Here is a 21,759-nt window from a genome sequence, read left to right on the forward strand (position 1 = left end):
TTCGGCTATTGGCCGCGCATGGGAGAGCAATTCATCCTCATTCTCCCCACCGGCGGCGCGATCGATAAAAATTATTTCGACGCGCTTTCGGAATATCAGATCGTCGACAGCGGCATACCCGCGTTGCTCAAGGAGGCTCGCGTTGCCTTGCCCTATCGGCTGGTAGAGCTGATGCGCAAGGACAGCCTTGAACTCACCGACGCCGACCGCGCCCTGATCGCCAGCGCCGCGCGTGAGGCCCCCGAAACCCGCATCGTCGTGACGCACGGTACCGATACGATGACCGAGACGGCGAAGGTGCTGGCGGCTGAAGTGCCCGGCAAAACCATCGTGCTGACAGGCGCGCTAAGCCCCGCACGCTTTGCGGAGACCGACGCGCACTTCAACCTCGGCATGGCCTTCGCCACCGCGCAAGGCGCAGCACCCGGCGTCTGGATTGCCATGAGCGGGCAGGTGTTTGACGGGCTGAAGGTCAGGAAAGACCGTGAGGCGGGGAAATTTGTCGCCTTATAAGGCTCGCGATTCCCAAAAGCGCGCAAGGCAGCCAAACCCAGAGCATTTCCGACCAGACCGTTTCCAGTCCACGGGCCGAGAAGAACTTAACGCCGATGGGTGAAACGCGGACGGGCGTGACTGGCCAAAACATGCGCGCTTCGTCTACCGGCCACCACAAGCTGACACCAAGGCCACCATCGGTTGCCATATCCAATAATCCGTGGCTCGCTACCGCCAGAAACAGGAAGGTCAGCGCCAGCGGCCTGCGCACCTCTCGCCACAACACGGCAAGGACAGCTGTCAATATGGCAGCGATAGCCAACGAATGCGTTGCCCCGCGATGACCCCAGCTGTCAGCATAATCGATGCCCAGCCGAAATCCGATTACGTCTGCATCAGGCAGCATTGCTAGCATGGCCCCGGTCAGCGCGAGTCGCGGGCTGATACGCGACGGCCCAGCAGCCACCGCCAAGGCCAGTGGGACAACGGCGTGCGTGATTATTGTAGGCATGAGCTAAGGATGTGCGAAAGCAGAACTAGACCCATTTATCCCCTCACTCCCACTCAATCGTCCCTGGCGGCTTTGACGTATAGTCATAGACCACGCGGTTGATGCCCTTGACCTCGTTGATGATCCGCGTGGCAACGCGGCTGAGGAAGGCGGCGTCAAAGGGGTAGATGTCGGCGGTCATGCCGTCGACCGAGGTCACGGCGCGGAGCGCGCAGACGCTGTCATAGGTGCGGCCATCACCCATCACGCCGACGGTGCGGACGGGGAGGAGCACGGCGAAGGCCTGCCAAATCGCGTCGTACAATCCGGCGTTGCGGATTTCTTCCAGATAGACCGCATCGGCCTTGCGGAGGATGTCGCAGCGCTCCTTGGTCACTTCGCCGGGAATGCGGATGGCAAGGCCGGGGCCGGGGAAAGGATGGCGGCCGACGAACTGGTCATTGAGGCCAAGCTCGCGGCCCAGCGCGCGAACTTCATCCTTGAACAGTTCGCGCAAGGGCTCAACCAGCTTCATGTTCATACGCTCGGGCAGGCCGCCGACATTGTGGTGCGACTTGATCGTCACCGAAGGCCCGCCGGTGAAGGAGACCGATTCAATCACATCGGGATAGAGCGTGCCTTGGGCCAAGAAATCCGCGCCGCCGATCTTCTTCGCCTCTTCCTCAAACACGTTGATGAATTCGGCACCGATGAATTTGCGCTTCTTCTCCGGATCGGTGACGCCCGCAAGGCCCGCCATGAAGCGTTCCTCGGCATCGACGACGACGAGCGGAATATTATAATGATCGCGGAACAGGCTTTCGACTTGCTCTCGTTCGTTGAGGCGCAGCAGGCCATGATCGACGAAGACGCAGGTCAGTTGGTCGCCAATCGCCTCATGGATCAGGATCGCCGCGACCGAGCTGTCGACGCCGCCCGAAAGCCCGCAAATCACGCGGCCTGCTCCGACCTGCTCGCGGATTTCGGCAATCTTGGTCGCGCGGAATTCGGCCATCGTCCAGTCGCCCGAAAGTCCACAGACCTTGTGCACGAAATTGGCGATCAGTTTCGCACCATCAGGCGTATGTGCGACTTCGGGGTGGAATTGCGTGCCGTAATAGCGGCGCTCGTCGTCAGCGATCAGCGCGAATGGCGCCCCGTCCGATGTGGCGACGATGCGGAAGCCGGGAGCGAATTGGGTCACCTTGTCGCCATGGCTCATCCAAACCTGGTGGCGCTCGCCAACCTGCCACAGGCCGTCGAACAAGATGCATTCCTCGGTCACCGTCAGGAAAGCACGGCCGAATTCGCCGCCTTCCCCCGTCTCATGTCCGGGGCGCACTTCGCCGCCCAGCTGGTGGCTCATCACCTGCTGGCCATAACAGATGCCAAGTATGGGCAGCCCGCTATCAAACAGACATTGTGGCGCACGCGGGCTACCATCCTCCGGCACCGATGCGGGAGAGCCCGAAAGGATGATGCCCTTGGGCTTCATCCGCTCGAATGCGGCTTCGGCAGCATTGAACGGGGCGATCTCGCTATACACCCCCGCCTCGCGCACGCGGCGGGCAATGAGCTGGGTCACCTGCGACCCGAAATCGACGATAAGGATGGAATCCGAAGGCTGAATCGACATGGTCAGCCGTTAGGGGCGAAGCGCCGCCCTGTCCAGTTGCCAGTCGCAAAATTGCCCGATATGCCTGACGGTGAGAGGGGAAATAACATGAACTTGGTATTGCGCATTTTGGTAGGCCTGTGGGGCCTCGCTTTTGGGCTGCTCGCGGTGCAGGGGATCATCGATCCTAAGGTCTTTACGACACAATTCGGGATCGAAGCGCCCGGCGCATCAATCAACAGCGTCCGCAGCGATTTCGGCGCCTTCTTTCTGGTATCCGCAATTGGTGCGCTATGGGGTGCGGCGAAGCCCGAAAAGGCAAAGCTACTTTATGTGCCCGCCGCGTTATTTGGCACGGCGCTGGTCGGCCGCCTGATCGGCCTCGGCCTTGGCGATCCCGCATCAGCCGCGAACAATCAGGCTATGATCATCGAGAGTGTGAGTACATTGCTGATGCTGTTTGCAGCGCGCCGGTTGGCTGCCGCCTAGGCAGCGTCCTTAGCCGCGCGGCGGGCGGCCAATTCGGCCACCGATTCCGCACGCATGAAAGGATTGGTTGCACGCTCGAGCGCGATAGTGGTCGGCACGGTTGGCTCGGCGCATTCACGCATCGCATTGACCTGCTCCATACGCGCGATCAGCGCTGCATTGTCCGGTTCCACGGTCAGCGCAAAACGCCCGTTGCTTTGCGTATATTCGTGCGCGCAATATATGCGCGTGTCGTCGCCCAGCGCTTCCAGCTTGCGCATGTTGGCAAACATCTGGTCCGCCGTCCCCTCAAACAGCCGCCCACAGCCCATGGCGAACAGTGTATCGCCGACAAAAGCGGCCTGTTCGGTCGGGAGATGGAAGGCGATGTGACCAGCGGTATGCGCAGGGACATCAAGGACGCGTGCCTCAACGGCGCCGAGCTTCACGACATCACCCTCTTTCACCTTGTGGTCGAGTGTCGGGATGCGCGCACTTTCCGCCTCTGGCCCGGTGATGGTGCAGCCCGTCGCTTCCTTGATGGCCGCGTTTCCGCCCGTGTGATCGGGATGCCAATGGGTGTTCCAGATCTGCGTGATGCCCCAGCCGCGTGCTTTTGCCTCTGCCAGCACCGGCTCCGCAACAGCTGGATCGACCGCCATCGTTTCACCGCTTTCGGGCTCATGCACCAGCCAGACATAATTGTCGGAAAGGACAGGGATGCGGATGATTTCCAATGCCATTTTACCAGCTCCCCACATTGGGCATGCTTGCCCACGGCTCCTGCGGCGGCAGATGGCCGTCCTGCAGCAGCTCGACCGAAATACCATCGGGCGATTTGACGAAGGCCATATGGCCGTCGCGCGGGGGGCGGTGGATGATGTGGCCTGCATCCATCAACGCCTGACAGGTCGCGTAAATATCGTCGACGCGATAGGCAAGATGGCCGAAATTGCGGCCACCCGTATAGACCTCCACCTCGCCGTCTTCCGGTGGCCAGTTATAGGTAAGCTCGACCTCGGCCAGTCCCTCCTGCCCTGGAGCCGCAAGGAAGATCAGCGTGAAGCGTCCTGCTTCGCTGTCAAAACGCCGCACCTCTTGGAGGCCGATTAGTTCGAAAAAGGCGACCGTCACTTGCGGGTCGGTCACGCGGATCATGCTGTGGAGATATTTAACAGTCATCACTCAACTCATCGATGTTAATGCACGGTTCACCGCAGTCATCTTATTTGACGACCTGCGCTGGGTCGGCGCGAACATGGACCGGCAAGGCAGCCGACGCAAGGGGCGGACAGGTGCCACGGCCTATCATTTCTGGGATGGGTACAATGACAGACGAAGTTGGAAACAAGGACTGGTTCGGCCGACTGACCGCCAATCAGGGCAAAGCATGGCTCGCTGGCACCGGCCTATTGGCTGCCGGCCTGATCGCAGGCGGCTATCTGATGGGCGACGGGCTTGTCCGCATGAAACAGGCCGACCGCGCGGTGACTGTGCGCGGGTTGGCGGAACGTGAGGTCACTGCAGACCTCGCCACTTGGACAATCGCCTATTCCGCCAAGGGCAGCGACCTGCAAAGCGCGCAGGCGAAGGCCGATGCCGACACCAAGGCAATTCGCACATTCTTCGGTTCGCTCGGCTTTGATGGCGATGCGGTGCAGCCGACCGGGGCCAATGTCTCGCAATATAGCAATGAAGGCATCACGACTTATACCGTCAAGCAGCGGATGAGCTTGCGGACAACCGATATCAAAAAGGCCCAGGCCGCGATCAAGCGCCAGTTTGACCTCGTCAAGCAGGGCGTCGAGCTGGAGGAAGGATCGGGCATGTCCTTCACCTACACAAAACTCAACAGCATCAAGCCCGAGATGATTGCGCAGGCAACCAAGGATGCCCGCAAATCGGCCGAACAATTCGCCAAGGACAGCGGCACCGATGTCGGCAGCATCAAATCGGCAACGCAGGGCTATTTCGAAGTCACCGCGCGCGATGGCGACAACGAAGGCGGGTGGGGTGCAGCAGACACGCCCTACAAAAAGGTGCGCGTGGTAACGACGGTCGAATATTATCTGGATTGATCGCTGGGAATGGCAGAGGATTAAAAGATGAAACTGTTTGATGCAGCATTAGGCGCTTTAGCCCTGCTTTCCGCAACGACAGCACTGGCCGCACCCGACAAAGGCGTGGAAATTGTCGATAAGGGCAAGGGATATAGCTTTGAATATAATTATCCCGGCGTCATCCGCCAATTTCCCGCACTCGAGGCGAAAATGCTCAGCGAGAAGGATGTCCAGCTTGCCGAGCTCAAAGAGTGGGGCGCGGAATGGGCGACCGAAAATCCCGACCGTGCGGCCGACACCGACATGCAGCTCCAGATCAACTGGCGGACCGTCGCCGACCTGCCGCGCTTTCTGAGCCTGACGATTGACGAATGGAGCTACACCGGCGGCGCGCATGGCAGTTGGGGGCGCGGCAGCCTGATATGGGACAAAAAGTCAGCAACCGAGATCAAACCTTTGGCGCTTTTCACCAGCAACGAAGCTTTCGACAAAATAGTGCAGACACCATTCTGCGACAAACTCGACATCGAACGCAGCAAGAAACGCGATGGCGAGAAAGTCGACCGCAGCCAGACCGACGACTGGATGCAGGCCTGCCCCAAGCCATCCGAACTGACCGTCATATTGGGATCGTCCAATGGGCGGACATTCAACCGGCTTGCGATCTATGCGGGGATTTATTCGGTCGGACCCTATGTCGAGGGTGACTATGAAATCGACCTGCCGGTGAATGCAAAATTGCTGGGTGCGGTGAAACCGGCTTATCGTTCCTATTTCACGCTCAGCCCGACGGGCTCGAAAAAGCGCTGAACCGGCCACCCGATAAGGCACCGATGAGACGGGGATAGACCTGCTTGTCACAAGGCGGGGGCAGCGGTAACGCATCAATCTTCAGGAAAAGGGAAGAGAGATGCGTTACACCCCGCTTTTTGCTGCGTTGCTGCTTACCACTCCGCTTGCCGCACAGACGGCTCCAAAGGATCAGGGTGATCGCTATTCCGGTGCCGCCGGGGCCAGCCGATCGTCGGTCATCGCGCAGAACGGGATGGCCGCGACCAGCCAGCCGCTGGCGACGCAGGTTGCGCTCGATATATTGAAAGCCGGTGGCAGCGCGGTCGATGCGGCAATTGCGGCCAACGCCACGCTTGGCCTGATGGAGCCTACTGGCAATGGCATTGGCGGAGACCTGTTCGCAATCATCTGGGACCCGAAAACGCAAAAACTGCACGGCCTCAACGCCAGCGGACGCGCACCGATGGGGCAGAGCCTGAAGCAGTTGCAGGACCGGACCAAGAAAATGCCGCGTTCGGCCCGCGATTCCGACGGGACGATCGCCGATTGGGGTGCGGCGTCGGTTACCATTCCCGGAGCGGTCGATGGCTGGTTCGAAATGCACGGCAAGTTCGGCAAGCTGCCGATGCGCAGCGTGCTGGCACCGAGCATCCGATATGCCCAACAGGGCTTTCCGGTCAGCGAGTTGATCGCGCAATATTGGAAGAGCAACACCGCTGGGTTTGAAGCGCTGCACAAGGAAGGCGTGATCGAGGAAATCGATAATATGCGCCGCATCTATATGCCCGGCGGCAAGGGGCCGGCAGAAGGCGAAATCTTCAAGAACCCCGACCTCGCACTTACACTGATCGAAATTGCCGAGGGCGGGCGCGACGCCTTTTACAAGGGCTCGCTCGCCCAATCGATGGACCGCTATTTCAAACGCATCGGCGCGCCGCATCGTTACGAGGATTTCGCTGCCCACAAAGGCGAATGGGTCGAGCCGGTCTCGACCAACTATCGCGGCTATGACGTCTGGGAAATCCCGCCCAACGGGCAGGGCATCGCCGCGCTTCAAATCCTCAACATCCTCGCAGGCTATGACCTGAAATCAATGGGGCGCGGCAGCGCCGATTTCTGGCATGTCTTTATCGAAGCAAAGAAACGTGCCTTTGCCGATCGCGCCAAATATTATGCCGACCCGGCTTTTGCCAAAATCCCGTTGAAGGAATTGCTGTCAAAGGAACGCGCGGCAAAGCAGCGCGCGGATATCGACATGGGCAAGGCAGCATTGGCCGATCCTGCACTGCCCGTCGATGGTGGTAACGACACCATCTACATGACCGTCGCCGACAAGGACGGGATGATGGTCAGTCTCATCCAGTCCAACTATCGTGGTATGGGTTCGGGGCTGGTGCCCGACGATGGCAATGGACGTACTTTGGGCTTCATGTTCCAGGATCGCGGTGCGCAGTTCAGCCTCGACCCCAAACATGCCAATGCCTATGCACCGGGCAAGCGCCCCTTTCACACCATTATCCCCGCCTTCATGACCAAGGACGGCAAGCCACTCTTGTCTTTCGGCGTGATGGGCGGTGCGATGCAGCCGCAGGGACATGCGCAGATCGTGGTCAACATGGTCGATTTCGGAATGACGGTGCAGGCGGCAGGCGATGTCGCGCGTTTCCACCATGATGGCTCAACCGACCCCGAAGGCGGCAAGGCTATGACCGACGGTGGCGTGGTTGAGATCGAAACCGGCATAACGCAAGCGATCGCCGATGAACTTAAGAAGCGCGGACACAATATCAAATATTCGGTCGGACCCTATGGCGGCTATCAGGCGATCTGGCGCGACCCGGTCACCGGTGCCTATTGGGGTGCGAGCGAGTTCCGCAAGGATGGGCAGGCTGCGGGTTACTGACCCGCAAGCTCCGCCACGGTCGACAGCAACAAGGCAATATCGGCTTCGCGTGACAGGCGGTGGTCGCCATCCTTGATCAATGTCACGCGGACGTCGTTCGAACGCAGCGCCGATGCCAGTTTCGGTGAAATCTTCCAAGGCACGTCGGCATCGGCCTGCCCGTGGAGCAGCCGCACCGGGCAGTCGATAGCGATTTCGCGGTCGAGCATCAGGCTGGACTCGCCCGATTCATACAGGCCCTTGTAGGTCGGCGTCGGTTCCGGGCCGTAAGGGTTATGTTCGAAGTGCACGCCCTTGGTGAGGATATTCTCGCGCTGCGCGTCGGTGAAACCCCAGCGGGTGAAATCGGGTGCGGGTGCGATCCCGATCAACCCGGCCAGGCGCGTGCCCAGCGCTTCGCCAACCAAAAGCATCAGCCAACCACCCATCGATGATCCGATCAGGACAACTGGCCCGTCCACAAGCGCGCCAATCATCGCCAGCACATCTTCGCGCCAGCCTGTCAGCGTCTGCTGCGCAAAGTCGCCCTCGCTCTCCCCGCATCCGGCATAGTCGAGCAACAGGCAGGGCTTGCCTTTGGCTGCGGCCCAGTCGAAAACCGCGGTCGCCTTGCCCCCTGCCATGTCCGACATATAGCCAGGAAGGAAGACAAAGGTCGGGCCAGCTCCTTCAGCTTTGCGATAGGCAAGCTTCAATCCGTCCGTGCGGACAAACCAATTGTGCGAAAGTGCCTGACTCAATTTTGAATCGCCTAGATGACCCAATCGACGGTCAGCATCTGGGTGACTTCCTGCCCCTTGGCACGGCGCTGAATAACCATGATCTGGTTAAGCCGCTCAATCGTGCGGCTGCCGGTGGTCACGCACCAGCCGGGAACCACCGCATGCACCAGTGCGCACAGCCCACCCCAGATCATGGTGACGCCGAACTTCGACGCCACACCGAAATGCTCGAAATAGGTCTCGTCGACGTTGCGCGGGTGATCAATGAAGAGGCGGCGGAACATGGTCTACTCCGGATAATGGATTTTCATCCGTTTAGCCGTTGCCTCTATTCGATGTCAAAGCCCCAGCCGGATTTCACATCCTTGTCCTGTGCGCACATTGTTTTCAGTTCCTGCCATTCATCTGCAGTAAGCGCCGGTTTATAGGCGCTGCCTTTGACCACGGCATTTTCGAACAGCTTGCGCCGCTCGTCAGACAAGGGGTGGCTTGACGTGTAACTGGCCATCGTGCGCGCCTGCCGGTCTTTCAGATCGCGACTTCCGTCCATCGACGCCAAACGGTTGAAAAAATCAGCTGCCCCTACGGGGGAGATATTCGCCTGCTTCAAAGCCTTCAACGAATGGTCGTCAGCCTCGCGTTCGGAATCACGGGTGTAAGTGGTCGACAATAGGCTGTTGAGCGTGCTGCCCCCGCTGCCGTCAAAGCCGCCCAGCACCACTGCCAGCCCCATCTGCCGCAGCAGCCCCTGCATCACATGGCGTTCGCGGACATGGCCGATTTCGTGCGCCAATACCCCGGCCACTTCGTCAGGCGACTTCGCCTGGCTGAGCAGGCCCTGGAACAGCAGCACCTTGCCCCCGGGCAAAGCGACCGCGTTGAGCATGTCGATATTGGCGACCTCTACCTGCAGGTCTTCAGGGTGGTCATCGAGCGAACGGGTTAGCTTGGCGAGCGCAGCCTTACCCTTTGGCGTGTCACAGAACCGCCCGCCAAAATCACCGACCAGCGCATTACCCAACTTCGCCTCTACACTGGACGGTATCAACGGTGCCAACCATTGCGGGCTGAGCAACACGACAGCGACCACCGCAGCGCTGATCCCGGCGAAGACGAAACTCGCCTTGCCCAATCCCAACCGGTCGATCAGCCCGCCATAGGTTTTCGAGGCGGGTAGCAATGGCGCGAGTTCAGTGGGGACATGCCCACGTATGCCCAGCCGCCAGCCATCCTTGCCTGACAGTCCGTAAACCTTGCTATCGCCTTTCGCTTCCAAAAAGCGCAGCTCGTCAAAATGAAACGGGCCGTGCCGCCTTTCCTGTTCGAGCAGGAAAAACTGGCTACCGATCGTCTGGATTTCGACCTTGCGCCGGACCGCACTCTGCCCGTCAAAATGCCAGGCGTCGAAGAAGGTCGTCATCAGATGGCCCCAACATCAAAGGCATCGAGCAGACCTTCGCCGTGGCTCGAACTATCGGTGGTCGATTGTGTCATCCGGTCCAGATTGACCTCCCCAAAGGCTTCGGTGTGGACAACAAAAAATTTCCAGCTGCGATAGCGGATGATCGACGTCGCAAAGGCCAACGGGATGATGGCGATCAATATACCTATCACCAGACCGACCGACAGGATCGATTCCCCTGCTTCCAGCTGCTGCACAAATTGTGTCGGGTCTGTCGCAATCAACAGGCTGAAAGGTGCAAAAGCAAAACCATAAGCGAGCATCAATATGGCGAGGTTGGCGAGCCAGAACAGAATCCAGTCCGGTGAGCGGGCGGTGAAATCAAATTCAAGATCGCCCAACCGCAGCGAACCAATCGCGACCCGCATGAATTTCGAATAATAGAGCAGGGCTGCGATCGGCATGATGATGTAGAGGCCGAGTATCCCGATAAAGATTGCCACGATGGCTGCGACACCACCCGCTGTATTGAAAGGATCACCTCCGCCTCCTGCAGAAGCCGCCGAAATGCCGAGTGCTACTGCGCCGACAAAGATCAGGAACGGCACGAGGTAGAAAAGCAGATAGCGCTTCATCAATGCCTTCCAGTCCGCGTTTGATTCGAACTGATAGGGACCAAAGCTCATCTTCGACCAGCGTTCGTTCCACAACGACATGCTCGCCCAAGGATAGAGCAGATAGAGCGGGATCGCCGCCACGACATTCTTCCAGATATAGGACCAGCCATAGCCGAATCCCTGATCATCACTGCCGCCCCGGATACCGCGCCAATAGGTCCGGCTGAGGCGATATCGAAGGGCCCTGAAATAGGCGAGGCCGGTCAGATAGAATATGGCCAGAAACATCGCGAAAATGATGACGCCTGCGATGATCGGCTTCCCCTGGAAGACCAGCCCGTTGATTACCAGCTGCATCACGACAAGTGGTAGACCGAGCAGGAAGAACACCATCACAAAACCGATGAACAATTCGATCCCGCGCCCCGTCCATTCAAGCGGTTCGTCGATGAAACGGGTCTGCGACCAGAGATATTGCCGTTCGCGCGTTGTCGCCCAGAAGCGGTAGATGCCCAGCGTGACCAGGGTCAGCAGCACATTGGGCAGCGCGATCTTGGCAAAATCGGTCCAGCTGCCGTGGAAAGTGACCGCGCTCGGTGCCTTGCCTTCATGTCCGGTCATATGTGTCTTGCCTTTCCCCTGCGTTCATTGCGCTAGGTGCGCGATGGCGTAGGGGATTGTCAAGTAAAGGGAAAGTAGCCGTACTCAGCTTCCAAGAAAAGCATGCAGTTCGGCACGGAATTTCTCGGGCTGGTCGAGCATGATGAAATGATAGCTGCCCTTGATCATAACCGGCCTGAAGTTGGGTGTGCCCTCATATTGCGTTTCGAACGCTGCCTTGGCCATGGTCTCGGTCATGGCGCGATCATCTTGCGCATAGAGCAAGGTTACCGGCGCCGAAATCTTCGACAGTTCGGGCCGCATGTCGGTTACCATGACCTCGTGCATCACCTGTCCGACAACGCGCGGATCGCTTTGCGCGGTCCAGTTTTGAATCAGGCACAACCCGCGCGGATGGTTTGACAAATTGCCTGCAGCAGTCGCCTCAGCCAGATTGTCACAATCCTTTAGCGCCGGCTTTGGCGCGTCGGCTTTGTAGCTCGCAGCAATCATCGATTTCATCTGTTCGGCCCGGGGGCGTATCGCATCAACGCTGTTGATGCCGAAAATCGTACCGATGAAGGGCACCGCGTCGACCACCATAAGCTTGCGTGACAGATGCGGCTGTCGGGCGGCGATCATCAGGCCGGAAAGCCCGCCCATTGAGTGGCCGACAACGGCCGGGGCGGGGTGACCTTTATTGGCGATTTCATCATCGATATAGTCGGAAAGCTCGCTGACAAACGGCTCTAGCACTGTTCCTTCTGCATTGATTCCGACATCTTCACCAAAACCGCGCAGTTGCACAGCGTGCAATCGATAGCATCCGGCAAAGGCCTTTATGGTTTCGTCCCAAACGGCACGCGGCGTCGAAAGACCAGGAATCAGAATTACATCCGGTCCGCTGCCACGCACATCTACGCTGAACCGTTTCCCGTCGAGGCGCGTGGCCGGAACCGAGGCAATGTCGGCTACAGCGCAATCTTTGGGCTCGCTGGCGCCCGCTTCCGAAGATGTCAGGGCAACGGCAATCGCAACCGAAACGGCGATGGCGACAGGGATGAAATGGGTAAAGCCTCTCTGCCTGCAAAACATGGCAAGTCCTTTCGATCGGGATATGATTTGATTCAGTCGCGAATAAAAATCTGCTCAATGGGTATTCCGAAAACATCCGAAATCCGGAAGGCGAGCGGAAGTGAGGGATCATATTTCCCTGTCTCGATCGCATTCACCGACTGGCGAGAAACCCCCAGCGCATCGGCCAGATCCTGCTGGTTCCAGTCGCGTTCGGCACGGAGGACCTTGAGACGGTTTTTCATGCCCGCCACCGGACAATGGGGCCGGCAAGCCCCAGCATTGCGAACCAGATGACTGCCATCCACTGCGGGCCGGTTGCGACAACGTCGTAAACCTCAAGAAACTGCCAGACGGTAACCAGAGTTAGTGTGAACGCAGTCGCCAGCAGCGCCTGCTTGGCAAAAAGCAAACGCTGATATTCATCGTCGGTCTCCACGAGCAGACGGAAGATCGCCCAGAAGACGCCGATCACCGGGAATGCCGTAATCAGGGCCAGGCCAATCAAAGTCGCCTGCGCATGTTCGCCATTGCGGGCGAACAACAGGCTTCCGGTCAGGATTGCAACATAGGAGCCCATGAATATTAGCACCCGCGCGGTGTAGCGGCGCATATAAGCGGGCATCTTCTTTTCAGCAGACATCTGGCATTTCCTTCTAGAGACAAGGAGCCTTTACATTCGATTCGCAGCAATGTCAATTGTCCTTGTCATTTTGATTGCCTTACTTGTCATTCCAGAGCTTTCTTGGTGTAGACTTTGTATAATTTGTCACTCGTCTGCGCACTTGCGGCCTTGCGTCCAGACTGGCAAAGGGACGGCTCCATTCCATACTGAAAGCAAGCATTTCCAATGTCTGACATGATCCGCGTCACCCTTCCCGATGGCTCCGCCCGAGAAGTCGCGCGCGGGACTACCCCGGCTGACATTGCGGCTGCCATCGGCCCGGGCCTTGCCAAGGCTGCGCTCGCCGCACGCGTCGATGGCGAAGTGCGCGACATCATGCGCCCGCTGGAGGCCGACACCAACCTAGCGTTGATCACGGCAAAGGATGAAGCTGACGCGCTGGAGCTGGCGCGCCACGATTTTGCGCATGTGCTGGCCGAGGCGGTGCAAAAGCTGCATCCCGGCACGCAGATCACTTTTGGCCCCGCAACCGACGACGGTTTCTATTATGACGTGATGGCGCCCGCCAACCGTGGCCCCTTCACCGAGGACGACCTGCCGGCAATCGAGGAAGCGATGCGCGAGATCATCCGCGCCGACAAGCCGCTACGCCGCGAGGTTGTGGCACGAAACGACCTGATCAAAACCTGGAAAGACGCAGGCGAAAGCTTCAAGGCCGAATGGGCCGCCGAGCTACCCGAGGGTGAAGAGCTGAGCGTCTATTGGTCGGGTGACGACTGGATGGACATGTGCCGCGGCCCACATCTGGCCTCAACCGGCAAGCTCGATCCGCAGGCGTTCAAACTGATGCGCGTTGCTGGCGCCTATTGGCGCGGCGACCAGAATAATGCGCAGCTGACGCGCATCTATGGCACCGGCTGGCTCAACAAGAAGCAGCTTGATGCCCATCTGCTGCGCCTTGAAGAGGCGGCCAAGCGCGACCACCGCAAACTAGGGCAGGAAATGGACCTGTTCCATTTGCAATCCGAGGCGCACGGAAGTGTCTTCTGGCATCCCAAGGGTTTCCGCATCTGGCGCACGCTCGAGGCCTATATGCGCCGCCGCCTCGATGCCTCCGGCTATGTAGAGGTGAAGACACCGCAGGTGATGGATGCACGCCAATGGGAGCAATCGGGCCATTGGGGTAAATATCGCGAGAATATGTTCGTCATCCCCGACGAGGTCCCCAACACCGAGGATGAAGGCCCGGTGATTTCGGGCGAGGCCGACTGGATGGCTCTCAAGCCGATGAACTGCCCGGCGCACGTCCTGATCTTCAAGCAGGGCATTACCAGCTATCGCGACCTGCCGCTGCGCATGGCCGAATTCGGCTGCTGCCACCGCAATGAACCGCATGGCGCGCTGCATGGCATCATGCGCGTACGCCAGTTTACGCAGGATGATGCGCATATCTTCTGCCGTGAGGATCAGCTGGTGCAGGAGGTGCGCGATTTCTGCGACCTGCTCGACAGCGTGTATCACGACCTTGGCTTTGACAAATATGCAATCAAGCTGGCGCTGCGCCCTGAAAAGCGGTTCGGGTCGGACGAGATGTGGGACAAGGCCGAGGAAGAGCTTCGCGAAGCCGTGCGCTCGTCAGGCCGCGCGACCGAAGAATATGGCTGGGAAGAACTGCCGGGCGAAGGGGCCTTTTACGCACCCAAGCTGGAATTCCACCTGACCGATGCGATTGGCCGCACCTGGCAGGTCGGCACCATCCAGTCCGACCGCGTGCTGCCCGAACGTCTAGACGCTGCCTATATCGGCGAAGATGGTGCCAAGCACCGGCCGGTCATGCTCCACCGTGCGATATTGGGCACATTTGAACGCTTCATCGGCATCTTGATCGAACATCATGCCGGCCGCTTCCCGGTATGGCTCGCACCTGTGCAAGCGGTCGTCGCGACCATCGTGTCCGATGCCGATGATTATGCCAAGCAGGTGACCGCAAAACTTGAGGCGGCGGGCATCCGCGTCGAAACCGACCTGCGCAATGAAAAGATCAACTACAAGGTCCGCGAACACAGTCTCGCCAAGGTCCCGCACCTGCTGGTGGTCGGCAATCGTGAGGCCGAAGAAGGTAAGGTTGCGATCCGCACCTTGGGCAGCGAAGGCCAACGGATCATGACTGTCGATGAGGCAATCGCGATGCTGGTAGCAGAGGCCACCCCGCCGGATTTGCGCGCTTGATCGGCACGAAAGCGCGGACCAAAGGACGCTGGCTGCGTTGGATACTCGCGCTGCTGTTGCTGCTGCTCGCCCTGCTCGGCAAGGGCTATTGGAACGCCACGCGCGACCCGATAGTCCACCGCGCAACTCTCTCGGTCAAAAATTGGCCAGCGGGAGAACCGCCACTGAAAGTCCTGCTGCTATCAGACACCCACGTTGCCGGGCCAGACATGCCGCCCGAACGGCTGGCGCGGATCGTCGCCGACCTCAACCGGCTAAAGCCCGACCTCGTGCTGATTGCAGGCGATCTGATCAGCGAAAAGCGGCTGTCGACCCGCATCTATACCCCAGATCAGGTGACCGCCCCCTTGCACGGCTTCAAGGCTCGGTTGGGCACGGTCGTGGCGCTGGGCAACCATGACCATTGGTTCGATCCAACGGCCATCGAAGTCGGGCTGCGCAAAGGCGGCATCACGGTGTTGAAAAATGAAGCCATCGAACGCGGCCCGCTGGTCATCGGCGGGGGGGGCGAAGATTTTTCCGGACATGATGATGTACCCCCCGCCTTTTCTGCGGTGGACCTGCTGGCCGCCAAGCCACGCGTTCTGGTCACCCACAACCCCGACATAGTTCCGGACATGCCATCCTCCGTTGCCGCTGTCTTTGCCGGTCACACCCATTGCGGGCAGATCGTGCTGCCGCTCTATGGCCCGGTCACCTATGTCTCACGCTATGGCGATCGTTTTGGCTGCGGTGCGATTGAAGACAAGGGGCAACCGGTCTTTGTTGGGGCAGGATTGGGCACCTCAGTTCTGCCGTTACGCTATGGCGCGCACCCTGATGTCTGGCTGGTTACGTTGAAACCATGACACTCGAAACGCTGCTCGGCGGGCTCAGTCCAGCGACCCTGTCCATCGCCCTGGCCCTTGTCTTCGGCGCATCCGTCGTCCGTGGTCTCACCGGCTTCGGGCTGGCCATCATTCTCGTCCCACTCCTCGGACTGATCGTCGAACCCGCAGAGGCAGTCGTGATTTCGATCCTGCTGCAACTGCTCGCCGGACCCATAGGACTTAAGCGGATTTTGGCCGATGGTGAACGGGCTACCGCCGTTCCCATCTCGGTAACCGCGATCTTGGCCACGCCGTTTGGTGTCTGGCTGCTCTCGATCACCGCGCCCGATGTCGCGCGGCTTGCCATTGCCCTACTCGCGCTTGCGGCTTTCGGGCTGATGTTCGTACCCGCCAAGGCAGGCGCTATACCGGGGCGGAAGGAAACGCTGGCGACCGGCGTCGCTGCTGGGTTGCTCACCGGCTTTGCCTCCATGCCCGGGCCACCCGTTGTGCCCTTCTATCTGAGGCGCAAACTCTCCCCCGATGTCGCGCGCGCCTCAATGCTGATGGTGTTTTTCGCGACCGCCATAGCGGGCAGCATCGCTTCTTTCGTGCTGGGTGTTGCAAACCTGCACCTACTATGGCTGTCGGTGCTGTTCTATCCGGCGCTCTATATCGGAACGCGGCTGGGCGAACTGGCGTTCGGCAAAGTTAGCGAACCCGTCTGGCGGACGCTGGTAGGAATCATATTGGGCGTTGCCGGGGTGGCCGCAGTGGTGCGCTTACTAAACTAGCCGAACTTGCGCGAAATCCAGTCGCTGCAAATCTCGACCGCCTTGGGCAGCAGCTCTGGCCTCTCGATATAATAATGGTCCGCCCCGGCGACATCGGCATATTCCTTATCCGCATGGCCCACTGCTTCGAACAGACGCTGGGCATGGCTGGGCGTGCAAGCGAGGTCGGCAGTGTTGTTGATCACCAGCACAGGACAGCTGATCCGCGCCGCGTTGCCAAGGCCGGTGGCGTTGGTATCGTCATAGCTCCATTGCGACAGCCAGCTGCGCAGGGTCGAGAAGCGCGCGAGGCCGACCGGTCCGTCATTAGCCACCTTGGGCACACCCAGATAGCATTCGTAAGGCCGCCGGTCAGATGGATCCTGCGACGGATCGGTCCAACGGACGTCGGCCATCGTGCCATGAACGACAAAAGCGCGCTCTGAATTGGGGGTATCGCTGGCACGGATGGCTGCCAGCTCTTCCTTAACCCAAGCCGTTATCCGGCGATTGCGTGCGATCTGGGCAGTGCGGAAACGGGCGACAAACGCCTCGTCATAGGGTGCCTTGTTGGGATTCGCCGGGTCATAGATGTTGAGTTCAGGATCGCGTTCGAAAGGCTTGCTCTCATCAAGGATCGAAGGGTCAATCCACTCGGTCAGTGTCATCGCGCGGCTGATATGCGCAGCGAGCAGCATGATGCCGTCAACCTTCGGCATTTCGATTGCGGTCAAGTCATAAGCGTCGCCCGCAGGCGTATGCGTGATCGTCGGGTTCTCGGCCTGATCCTGATAGAAGAGCGACATCGAACCGCCGCCTGACCAGCCTCCCAATATGAATTGTTCATAGCCCAGTCTATCGCGCGCATGCCGCAATGCAGCGGCCAGATCGCTGATGCATTTTTCCATGATGAGCGCAGTGTCATTCCCGCGATAGCGGGGGTTCACATAAAGCACATGGTGCCCGCCATGCGCGAGCGCAGTCACCAATGGCAGGAACGAACCACCGCCTATCGGATGGGTGAAGACAATGGCGCGGTTTGAGGGCGTGTCTTTTGGCGTGATTGCCATGCATTCAACGAAAACCGTACCGCCCGCACCGCCATAGACATCCTTGAAGGCAGACTCTTCCTGATAGACTACCGCATAGGGTGTGCGCACGATTTCCATTTGCAAACTCTCCTCTCTTGGGCACATTGGCGCGGAAGAGAGAGGAAAGGCAAGTCTTATGGTCCAGCCAACAGGCATTCACCACATCGCGATCATGACCGGCGACATGAAAAAGCAGATAGAATTCTTCTCGGATGTGCTCGGTACTCCGTTGGTGGCTATCTTCGACATGCATGGCGTACCCGGCGGCATCCATGCCTTTCTGAAGCTTGACGGCGGCTGTTATTTCTCGCTGGTCCAGCTGCCCGAAACCGCAGAGACCCCGATTACTCTCGGCCTCACCCACGCAGGCACTGGAGCCGGTAACAGCGCACCCGGCACGATGCAGCACCTGGCATTTTATGTGAAGGACGAAGCCCAACTGGTTGCTATGCGCGACCGGATCCGGACCAAGGGAGTGAATGTGATCGGGCCGCTCAACCACGGCATGTGCAAATCAATCTATTTTGCCGGCCCGGAACAATTGACGCTAGAGGTTGCTTGCCCCGGAATGCCGGTGACAGCCGATCGTTGGATCGACCCGTCGGTGCTGGCCAAGGTTGGCATCACGACGGAAGAAGCCAAAACTTTTGCAAACCCCGATGGTTATGACGGCAACGGCGGTACCGTGAAGCAACCCGATTATAATCCTGCCATGCCGCATATGGCGTATCCCGAAGATCGCTATAAAATGATGCTCGCAGTGCCTGATGAGGCGTTGGCATCCATGTCCGAACATGCGGAGCCGCCCGTACCGGCTTGAAACCCGGCCAACACAACCCAAGTTGCATTGCTGCAACGCCTGTGCACAAAAGCAACAGGTGGTGCGGCCAGCCCTTTATTTGTAACGATTTTGCATGTAAGGGCCGCTCATCATCAATTTCAGGAGTAATTGCTATCGCTGCCCCAGTTCAAAGGCGAATGTTGACGCCACCGGTCAAAAGTGGACCGCGCTATAATGAATTCATCCAGAGCGACAAGGTTCGCGTCATCGATGAAGAAGGCGAAAATCTGGGGGTGATGTACACCCGCGAAGCAATTGCACAAGCCGCCGAAGTCGGCCTTGACCTTGTCGAAGTATCGCCCAATGCCGACCCGCCGGTCTGCAAGTTCCTCGACGTAGGCAAGTTCAAATATGAGGCCCAGAAAAAGGCCAACCTCGCCCGCAAGAGCCAGAAGACGCAGGAGATCAAAGAGATCAAGATGCGTCCGAACATCGACGATCATGACTATATGACGAAGATGAAAAAGATCGTCGAATTCATCGGCGAGGGTGACAAGGTCAAGGTGACGCTGCGTTTCCGCGGGCGTGAAATGTCGCACCAGCAGCTGGGCATGGCTTTGCTCCAGCGTGTTGCTGAGGATATGGCCGAAACCGCCAAGGTCGAAGCTTATCCCCGCCTTGAAGGCCGCCAGATGCTGATGGTCCTCGCGCCCAAATAAGGCGCAGAAACGGCTTCAGAACAACGCTTCGCGGATCAGTTCCGCACCCACGGCGACCATCAACAAGTTGATCGCCAGAAAGAAGCGCGCGGGCGAAATCCGGCGGACCAGTATCACGCCAGCAATCGTGCTGATGATCGCCAGCGGCATGAACAAAGCCGTCGGCCATAAGGTCTCCGCCGTGAACTGCCCGAGGGCGAGATAGGCGGGCACCTTCATATAATTGACGGCCGCAAAGAAGATCGCCGACGATCCGATGAAGATCGTATGCGGCAGGTTGCGCGACAATGCCCATATCTGGAAAGGCGGGCCGCCGGCATGCGCGACATGGCTGGTGAAGCCAGCAACCCCGCCCCAGAATGTGCCGACCCAGCCCGGCATGGCGATTGCCCAGCCTGCTGTTCCAAGCCGGTTCTCGATTAAGCGATGGAGGCCAAAGGCCAGCGCGATCAAGCCGACCAATCCCTTGACAGCATCGGTCGATACCGAGTTCGCAAACATCCAGCCAAGGAAAATGCCGACTGCGGCACCAGGCAGCATTTGCCACAGCAGGGCGCGGTCATATTCCTTGCGGAATGACCAGACACTGACAACGTCTTGCACCATCAATATGGGCAACAGCATCGCCGCGCCTTGCACCGGATGCATCACCAACGCGATCAACGGCATCGCGGCTGCGCCCAAGCCTGCAAAGCCACCCTTGGCCAAGCCGACCAGCAAAACCGCCAGTCCCACTACCAGCCAGAAAATCGGATCCGTCGATATGCTCAATTGCCTGATTGCCGACGGCGCAACGCCAGCAAATATATCACCACTGCAGCAACGGCGAAGAAGAACCATTGCACAGCATAAGACAGATGGTTGTTGGTGACATTTTTCGGGTCAGGTTGGGCAACTGGCCGCATCCCCTTTGGCGCATCCTCCGCAACAATCATCGGCCTTGGGACGGGAATTTTGCCGAACGTCCGTTCGATGAAGGAATAGCGGCTAGGCTCGGAAATGACCGTGCCGTTGACCATACCGCCCTTCCATGCAGGCTTGATGTCGGGCCGGTCAGCGATGCCGTAGGCCACCAGTGCCCCCGGCCCTTCCGGCCCGGTCTTGCAATCGGCGATATATTGAAAACCGGATTGGCCATTGGCGTCACGGCCGGACACAGTCTGCCATTCCACCACTTCCAGACAATTCAAAGTTGACCTGCGAAACATTTCAGCGTCGCGAACCGGTGCCATGTCCGGAAAGGCGATGGGCGGCTTGCCTGCATTGGCCGCGTAGAGCGCAATCAGCGCCTCTTTCTCCGCCTTGCGCTGCAATTGCCACACGCCAAGCGCGATCATCGTTGCCACGGCCAAACCAACAATGATCGTTGGCAACAAGGGCAGTCGCAACTTCATTCGCCTTCGCTCTTTTCCGCCAACTTGCCTTCAATCGCGCGATTGCGATGTTCGGCGATCAGCAATGCCCCTTTTGACACGCGCAACGACAGCACAACCAGCGCGCAGGTAAGCGGAACCCAAATCAGCGCATGGACCCAGAAAGGCGGATGCGCCGCCAATTCAAGCATCACGGCAAGGATGATGATGATCGCACCCAATCCCATCGTCAGGAAAGCGGCTGGCCCATCGCCGACATTGAAGGCGGCGTAATCCAATCCGCAAGCGTCACACCGCGGCGCAAATTTGGCAGGACCGGCGAACAACGTCTTGGCCCCACATTCAGGGCAAAGACCCAAAAGGGCAGCCTCGACCAAGCCGGGCTGCCCTTTTTTGGTTTGTGTATCAGACATCGTCACGACCGGACGATGGCCATCAATGGACCGGCGCGCCCCAGCCGCCCCAGACATAGACGACGACGAAGAGGAACAGCCAGACGACGTCGACGAAATGCCAGTACCAGGCGGCCGCTTCGAAACCGAAATGCTGCTTCGGAGTGAAGTGGCCCTTGTAAGCGCGGGCAAGGCAGACGATCAGGAAGATCGTACCGACGATCACGTGGAAGCCGTGGAAACCGGTCGCCATAAAGAAGGAGGAACCATAGTTCAGCCCGGCAAAGGGGAACGGCGCGATCGAATATTCATAGGCCTGGATGCACGAGAACACGACGCCGAGGATGATCGTCAGCCACAGACCGTTGATCAGCCCCTTGCGGTCGCCATTGATCAGCGAATGGTGCGCCCAGGTGACGGTGGTACCCGAGCAAAGCAGGATCAGCGTGTTGAGCAAAGGCAGGCTAAAGGCGTCAAATACCTGCATACCCTTTGGCGGCCATTGCTCCAGCGCAGCCGCGCCTTCCTGACCGATCAGGTTGGTCACGGTGAACGCATGCGTTGCATGGTCGATTTCGACCTGCAGCGGCACGGGGAAAAGCGAGTAATCGAACCAGGCCCAGAACCAGCCCACGAAGAACATCACTTCGGAAGCGATGAACAGGATCATGCCATAGCGCAGGTGCAGCTGCACGACCGGGGTGTGGTGGCCCTGGTGCGCTTCCTTGA

26 protein-coding genes are annotated in these 21,759 nt (G+C 59.0%); 10 read left to right on the forward strand and 16 right to left on the reverse strand.

Annotation, left to right across the window (positions count from 1 at the left end; all coding sequences use genetic code 11):
* Positions 1-18 precede the first annotated feature (18 nt).
* Complete coding sequence (locus tag Q0239_RS08800; RefSeq protein WP_298601426.1) at positions 19-513, forward strand: asparaginase domain-containing protein; 495 nt, start codon at positions 19-21, stop codon at positions 511-513.
* Here Q0239_RS08800 and Q0239_RS08805 read toward each other — a convergent pair.
* Together Q0239_RS08805 and guaA are read right to left on the reverse strand one after the other, a co-directional pair.
* A complete protein-coding gene (locus Q0239_RS08805; RefSeq protein ID WP_298601349.1) occupies positions 473-1,006 on the reverse strand; it encodes a metal-dependent hydrolase in 534 nt (177 codons plus the stop codon). The two genes, Q0239_RS08800 and Q0239_RS08805, sit on opposite strands and share 41 nt — an antisense overlap.
* A 43-nt stretch (positions 1,007-1,049) precedes the next feature.
* Positions 1,050-2,621: a glutamine-hydrolyzing GMP synthase gene (guaA, locus tag Q0239_RS08810; RefSeq protein ID WP_298601352.1), complete on the reverse strand. Its 1,572-nt coding sequence runs from the start codon at positions 2,619-2,621 to the stop codon at positions 1,050-1,052.
* A gap of 87 nt (positions 2,622-2,708) precedes the next feature.
* On the opposite strand from guaA, the gene Q0239_RS08815 reads away from it, so the two are divergent.
* Positions 2,709-3,089 (forward strand): DUF4345 family protein, encoded by a 381-nt coding sequence (locus Q0239_RS08815; protein ID WP_298601355.1) that lies wholly within the window; start codon positions 2,709-2,711, stop codon positions 3,087-3,089.
* On the opposite strand, the gene gloB is transcribed toward Q0239_RS08815, so the two are convergent.
* Positions 3,086-3,811 carry a hydroxyacylglutathione hydrolase gene (gloB, locus tag Q0239_RS08820; protein ID WP_298601358.1) on the reverse strand — a complete coding sequence of 242 codons (726 nt, stop codon included), beginning with the start codon at positions 3,809-3,811 and terminating at the stop codon, positions 3,086-3,088. The genes Q0239_RS08815 and gloB overlap by 4 nt on opposite strands.
* Before the next feature lies 1 nt (position 3,812).
* Positions 3,813-4,250 (reverse strand): VOC family protein, encoded by a 438-nt coding sequence (locus tag Q0239_RS08825; protein WP_298601361.1) that lies wholly within the window; start codon positions 4,248-4,250, stop codon positions 3,813-3,815.
* Positions 4,251-4,396: 146 nt separating this feature from the next.
* Here Q0239_RS08825 and Q0239_RS08830 point away from each other — a divergent pair, with 146 nt between their 5' ends.
* From Q0239_RS08830 to ggt, 3 genes are all read left to right on the forward strand, one after another.
* The gene (locus Q0239_RS08830; protein ID WP_298601364.1) at positions 4,397-5,146 is read left to right on the forward strand and encodes an SIMPL domain-containing protein; all 750 of its coding nucleotides are present in this window, start codon (positions 4,397-4,399) and stop codon (positions 5,144-5,146) included.
* 27 nt (positions 5,147-5,173) lie between these two features.
* A complete protein-coding gene (locus Q0239_RS08835; protein WP_298601368.1) occupies positions 5,174-5,938 on the forward strand; it encodes a DUF4163 domain-containing protein in 765 nt (254 codons plus the stop codon).
* 100 nt (positions 5,939-6,038) lie between these two features.
* Positions 6,039-7,823, forward strand: a complete 1,785-nt coding sequence (gene ggt, locus Q0239_RS08840) for a gamma-glutamyltransferase (protein WP_298601371.1) — start codon at positions 6,039-6,041, stop codon at positions 7,821-7,823.
* On the opposite strand, the gene Q0239_RS08845 is transcribed toward ggt, so the two are convergent.
* The 7 genes from Q0239_RS08845 to Q0239_RS08875 form a co-directional block, all read right to left on the reverse strand.
* A complete protein-coding gene (locus tag Q0239_RS08845; RefSeq protein ID WP_298601374.1) occupies positions 7,817-8,563 on the reverse strand; it encodes an alpha/beta hydrolase in 747 nt (248 codons plus the stop codon). The two genes, ggt and Q0239_RS08845, sit on opposite strands and share 7 nt — an antisense overlap.
* 11 nt (positions 8,564-8,574) lie before the next feature.
* The gene (locus Q0239_RS08850) at positions 8,575-8,829 is read right to left on the reverse strand and encodes a DUF6356 family protein (RefSeq protein WP_298601377.1); all 255 of its coding nucleotides are present in this window, start codon (positions 8,827-8,829) and stop codon (positions 8,575-8,577) included.
* Positions 8,830-8,873: 44 nt separating this feature from the next.
* Entirely contained in the window at positions 8,874-9,965 is a 1,092-nt protein-coding gene (locus tag Q0239_RS08855; RefSeq protein WP_298601380.1) for a M48 family metallopeptidase, read from the reverse strand.
* Positions 9,965-11,185 carry a YjgN family protein gene (locus Q0239_RS08860; protein ID WP_298601383.1) on the reverse strand — a complete coding sequence of 407 codons (1,221 nt, stop codon included), beginning with the start codon at positions 11,183-11,185 and terminating at the stop codon, positions 9,965-9,967. Before Q0239_RS08860 ends, Q0239_RS08855 begins: the two co-directional genes overlap by 1 nt.
* A gap of 84 nt (positions 11,186-11,269) precedes the next feature.
* Complete coding sequence (locus Q0239_RS08865) at positions 11,270-12,259, reverse strand: alpha/beta hydrolase (protein WP_298601387.1); 990 nt, start codon at positions 12,257-12,259, stop codon at positions 11,270-11,272.
* Positions 12,260-12,291: 32 nt separating this feature from the next.
* Positions 12,292-12,483, reverse strand: coding sequence for a helix-turn-helix transcriptional regulator (locus tag Q0239_RS08870; RefSeq protein WP_298601390.1), 192 nt, complete (start codon positions 12,481-12,483; stop codon positions 12,292-12,294).
* Positions 12,480-12,881, reverse strand: coding sequence for a hypothetical protein (locus tag Q0239_RS08875; RefSeq protein ID WP_298601394.1), 402 nt, complete (start codon positions 12,879-12,881; stop codon positions 12,480-12,482). The genes Q0239_RS08870 and Q0239_RS08875 overlap by 4 nt, the downstream gene beginning before the upstream one ends.
* Before the next feature lie 207 nt (positions 12,882-13,088).
* On the opposite strand from Q0239_RS08875, the gene thrS reads away from it, so the two are divergent.
* Genes thrS through Q0239_RS08890 form a run of 3 tightly spaced genes read left to right on the forward strand, consistent with a single transcriptional unit; the run spans position 13,089 to position 16,695 of the window.
* A complete protein-coding gene (gene thrS / locus Q0239_RS08880) occupies positions 13,089-15,092 on the forward strand; it encodes a threonine--tRNA ligase (protein ID WP_298601396.1) in 2,004 nt (667 codons plus the stop codon).
* A complete protein-coding gene (locus Q0239_RS08885; protein WP_298601398.1) occupies positions 15,089-15,940 on the forward strand; it encodes a metallophosphoesterase in 852 nt (283 codons plus the stop codon). Before thrS ends, Q0239_RS08885 begins: the two co-directional genes overlap by 4 nt.
* Entirely contained in the window at positions 15,937-16,695 is a 759-nt protein-coding gene (locus tag Q0239_RS08890; RefSeq protein WP_298601401.1) for a sulfite exporter TauE/SafE family protein, read from the forward strand. The genes Q0239_RS08885 and Q0239_RS08890 overlap by 4 nt, the downstream gene beginning before the upstream one ends.
* On the opposite strand, the gene Q0239_RS08895 is transcribed toward Q0239_RS08890, so the two are convergent.
* Positions 16,692-17,843 carry a S9 family peptidase gene (locus Q0239_RS08895; protein ID WP_298601404.1) on the reverse strand — a complete coding sequence of 384 codons (1,152 nt, stop codon included), beginning with the start codon at positions 17,841-17,843 and terminating at the stop codon, positions 16,692-16,694. The genes Q0239_RS08890 and Q0239_RS08895 overlap by 4 nt on opposite strands.
* 58 nt (positions 17,844-17,901) lie before the next feature.
* On the opposite strand from Q0239_RS08895, the gene Q0239_RS08900 reads away from it, so the two are divergent.
* Positions 17,902-18,585 (forward strand): VOC family protein, encoded by a 684-nt coding sequence (locus Q0239_RS08900; RefSeq protein ID WP_298601407.1) that lies wholly within the window; start codon positions 17,902-17,904, stop codon positions 18,583-18,585.
* A gap of 158 nt (positions 18,586-18,743) precedes the next feature.
* Positions 18,744-19,265, forward strand: coding sequence for a translation initiation factor IF-3 (infC, locus tag Q0239_RS08905; RefSeq protein ID WP_298601410.1), 522 nt, complete (start codon positions 18,744-18,746; stop codon positions 19,263-19,265).
* Between the two features lie 15 nt (positions 19,266-19,280).
* On the opposite strand, the gene Q0239_RS08910 is transcribed toward infC, so the two are convergent.
* The 4 genes from Q0239_RS08910 to Q0239_RS08925 form a co-directional block, all read right to left on the reverse strand.
* On the reverse strand, positions 19,281-20,036 hold the full coding sequence (locus Q0239_RS08910; protein WP_298601414.1) for a sulfite exporter TauE/SafE family protein: 756 nt from the start codon (positions 20,034-20,036) through the stop codon (positions 19,281-19,283).
* Entirely contained in the window at positions 20,033-20,659 is a 627-nt protein-coding gene (locus Q0239_RS08915; RefSeq protein WP_298601417.1) for an SURF1 family protein, read from the reverse strand. The genes Q0239_RS08910 and Q0239_RS08915 overlap by 4 nt, the downstream gene beginning before the upstream one ends.
* Positions 20,656-21,051 carry a DUF983 domain-containing protein gene (locus Q0239_RS08920; RefSeq protein WP_298601420.1) on the reverse strand — a complete coding sequence of 132 codons (396 nt, stop codon included), beginning with the start codon at positions 21,049-21,051 and terminating at the stop codon, positions 20,656-20,658. Before Q0239_RS08920 ends, Q0239_RS08915 begins: the two co-directional genes overlap by 4 nt.
* Before the next feature lie 22 nt (positions 21,052-21,073).
* On the reverse strand, positions 21,074-21,759 hold a 686-nt coding region (locus Q0239_RS08925; protein WP_298601423.1), incomplete at its 5' end, for a cytochrome c oxidase subunit 3.

It is taken from the genome of uncultured Sphingorhabdus sp. (assembly GCF_937872355.1).
GTDB lineage: Bacteria > Pseudomonadota > Alphaproteobacteria > Sphingomonadales > Sphingomonadaceae > Sphingorhabdus_B.

What these genes read in the sequence shown, in the direction of transcription:
- Q0239_RS08870 (WP_298601390.1), bottom strand. Translation starts at nt 12,483, where the DNA reads ATGAAAAACCGTCTCAAGGTCCTCCGTGCCGAACGCGACTGGAACCAG.
- Q0239_RS08895 (WP_298601404.1), bottom strand. Translation starts at nt 17,843, where the DNA reads ATGGAAATCGTGCGCACACCCTATGCGGTAGTCTATCAGGAAGAGTCT.
- Q0239_RS08890 (WP_298601401.1), top strand. Translation starts at nt 15,937, where the DNA reads ATGACACTCGAAACGCTGCTCGGCGGGCTCAGTCCAGCGACCCTGTCC.
- gloB (WP_298601358.1), bottom strand. Translation starts at nt 3,811, where the DNA reads ATGGCATTGGAAATCATCCGCATCCCTGTCCTTTCCGACAATTATGTC.
- Q0239_RS08865 (WP_298601387.1), bottom strand. Translation starts at nt 12,259, where the DNA reads ATGTTTTGCAGGCAGAGAGGCTTTACCCATTTCATCCCTGTCGCCATC.
- guaA (WP_298601352.1), bottom strand. Translation starts at nt 2,621, where the DNA reads ATGTCGATTCAGCCTTCGGATTCCATCCTTATCGTCGATTTCGGGTCG.
- Q0239_RS08860 (WP_298601383.1), bottom strand. Translation starts at nt 11,185, where the DNA reads ATGACCGGACATGAAGGCAAGGCACCGAGCGCGGTCACTTTCCACGGC.
- Q0239_RS08875 (WP_298601394.1), bottom strand. Translation starts at nt 12,881, where the DNA reads ATGTCTGCTGAAAAGAAGATGCCCGCTTATATGCGCCGCTACACCGCG.
- Q0239_RS08815 (WP_298601355.1), top strand. Translation starts at nt 2,709, where the DNA reads ATGAACTTGGTATTGCGCATTTTGGTAGGCCTGTGGGGCCTCGCTTTT.
- Q0239_RS08800 (WP_298601426.1), top strand. Translation starts at nt 19, where the DNA reads ATGGGAGAGCAATTCATCCTCATTCTCCCCACCGGCGGCGCGATCGAT.
- Q0239_RS08805 (WP_298601349.1), bottom strand. Translation starts at nt 1,006, where the DNA reads ATGCCTACAATAATCACGCACGCCGTTGTCCCACTGGCCTTGGCGGTG.
- Q0239_RS08915 (WP_298601417.1), bottom strand. Translation starts at nt 20,659, where the DNA reads ATGAAGTTGCGACTGCCCTTGTTGCCAACGATCATTGTTGGTTTGGCC.
- infC (WP_298601410.1), top strand. Translation starts at nt 18,744, where the DNA reads ATGTTGACGCCACCGGTCAAAAGTGGACCGCGCTATAATGAATTCATC.
- ggt (WP_298601371.1), top strand. Translation starts at nt 6,039, where the DNA reads ATGCGTTACACCCCGCTTTTTGCTGCGTTGCTGCTTACCACTCCGCTT.
- Q0239_RS08900 (WP_298601407.1), top strand. Translation starts at nt 17,902, where the DNA reads ATGGTCCAGCCAACAGGCATTCACCACATCGCGATCATGACCGGCGAC.
- Q0239_RS08850 (WP_298601377.1), bottom strand. Translation starts at nt 8,829, where the DNA reads ATGTTCCGCCGCCTCTTCATTGATCACCCGCGCAACGTCGACGAGACC.
- Q0239_RS08855 (WP_298601380.1), bottom strand. Translation starts at nt 9,965, where the DNA reads ATGACGACCTTCTTCGACGCCTGGCATTTTGACGGGCAGAGTGCGGTC.
- Q0239_RS08830 (WP_298601364.1), top strand. Translation starts at nt 4,397, where the DNA reads ATGACAGACGAAGTTGGAAACAAGGACTGGTTCGGCCGACTGACCGCC.
- thrS (WP_298601396.1), top strand. Translation starts at nt 13,089, where the DNA reads ATGTCTGACATGATCCGCGTCACCCTTCCCGATGGCTCCGCCCGAGAA.
- Q0239_RS08835 (WP_298601368.1), top strand. Translation starts at nt 5,174, where the DNA reads ATGAAACTGTTTGATGCAGCATTAGGCGCTTTAGCCCTGCTTTCCGCA.
- Q0239_RS08825 (WP_298601361.1), bottom strand. Translation starts at nt 4,250, where the DNA reads ATGACTGTTAAATATCTCCACAGCATGATCCGCGTGACCGACCCGCAA.
- Q0239_RS08920 (WP_298601420.1), bottom strand. Translation starts at nt 21,051, where the DNA reads ATGTCTGATACACAAACCAAAAAAGGGCAGCCCGGCTTGGTCGAGGCT.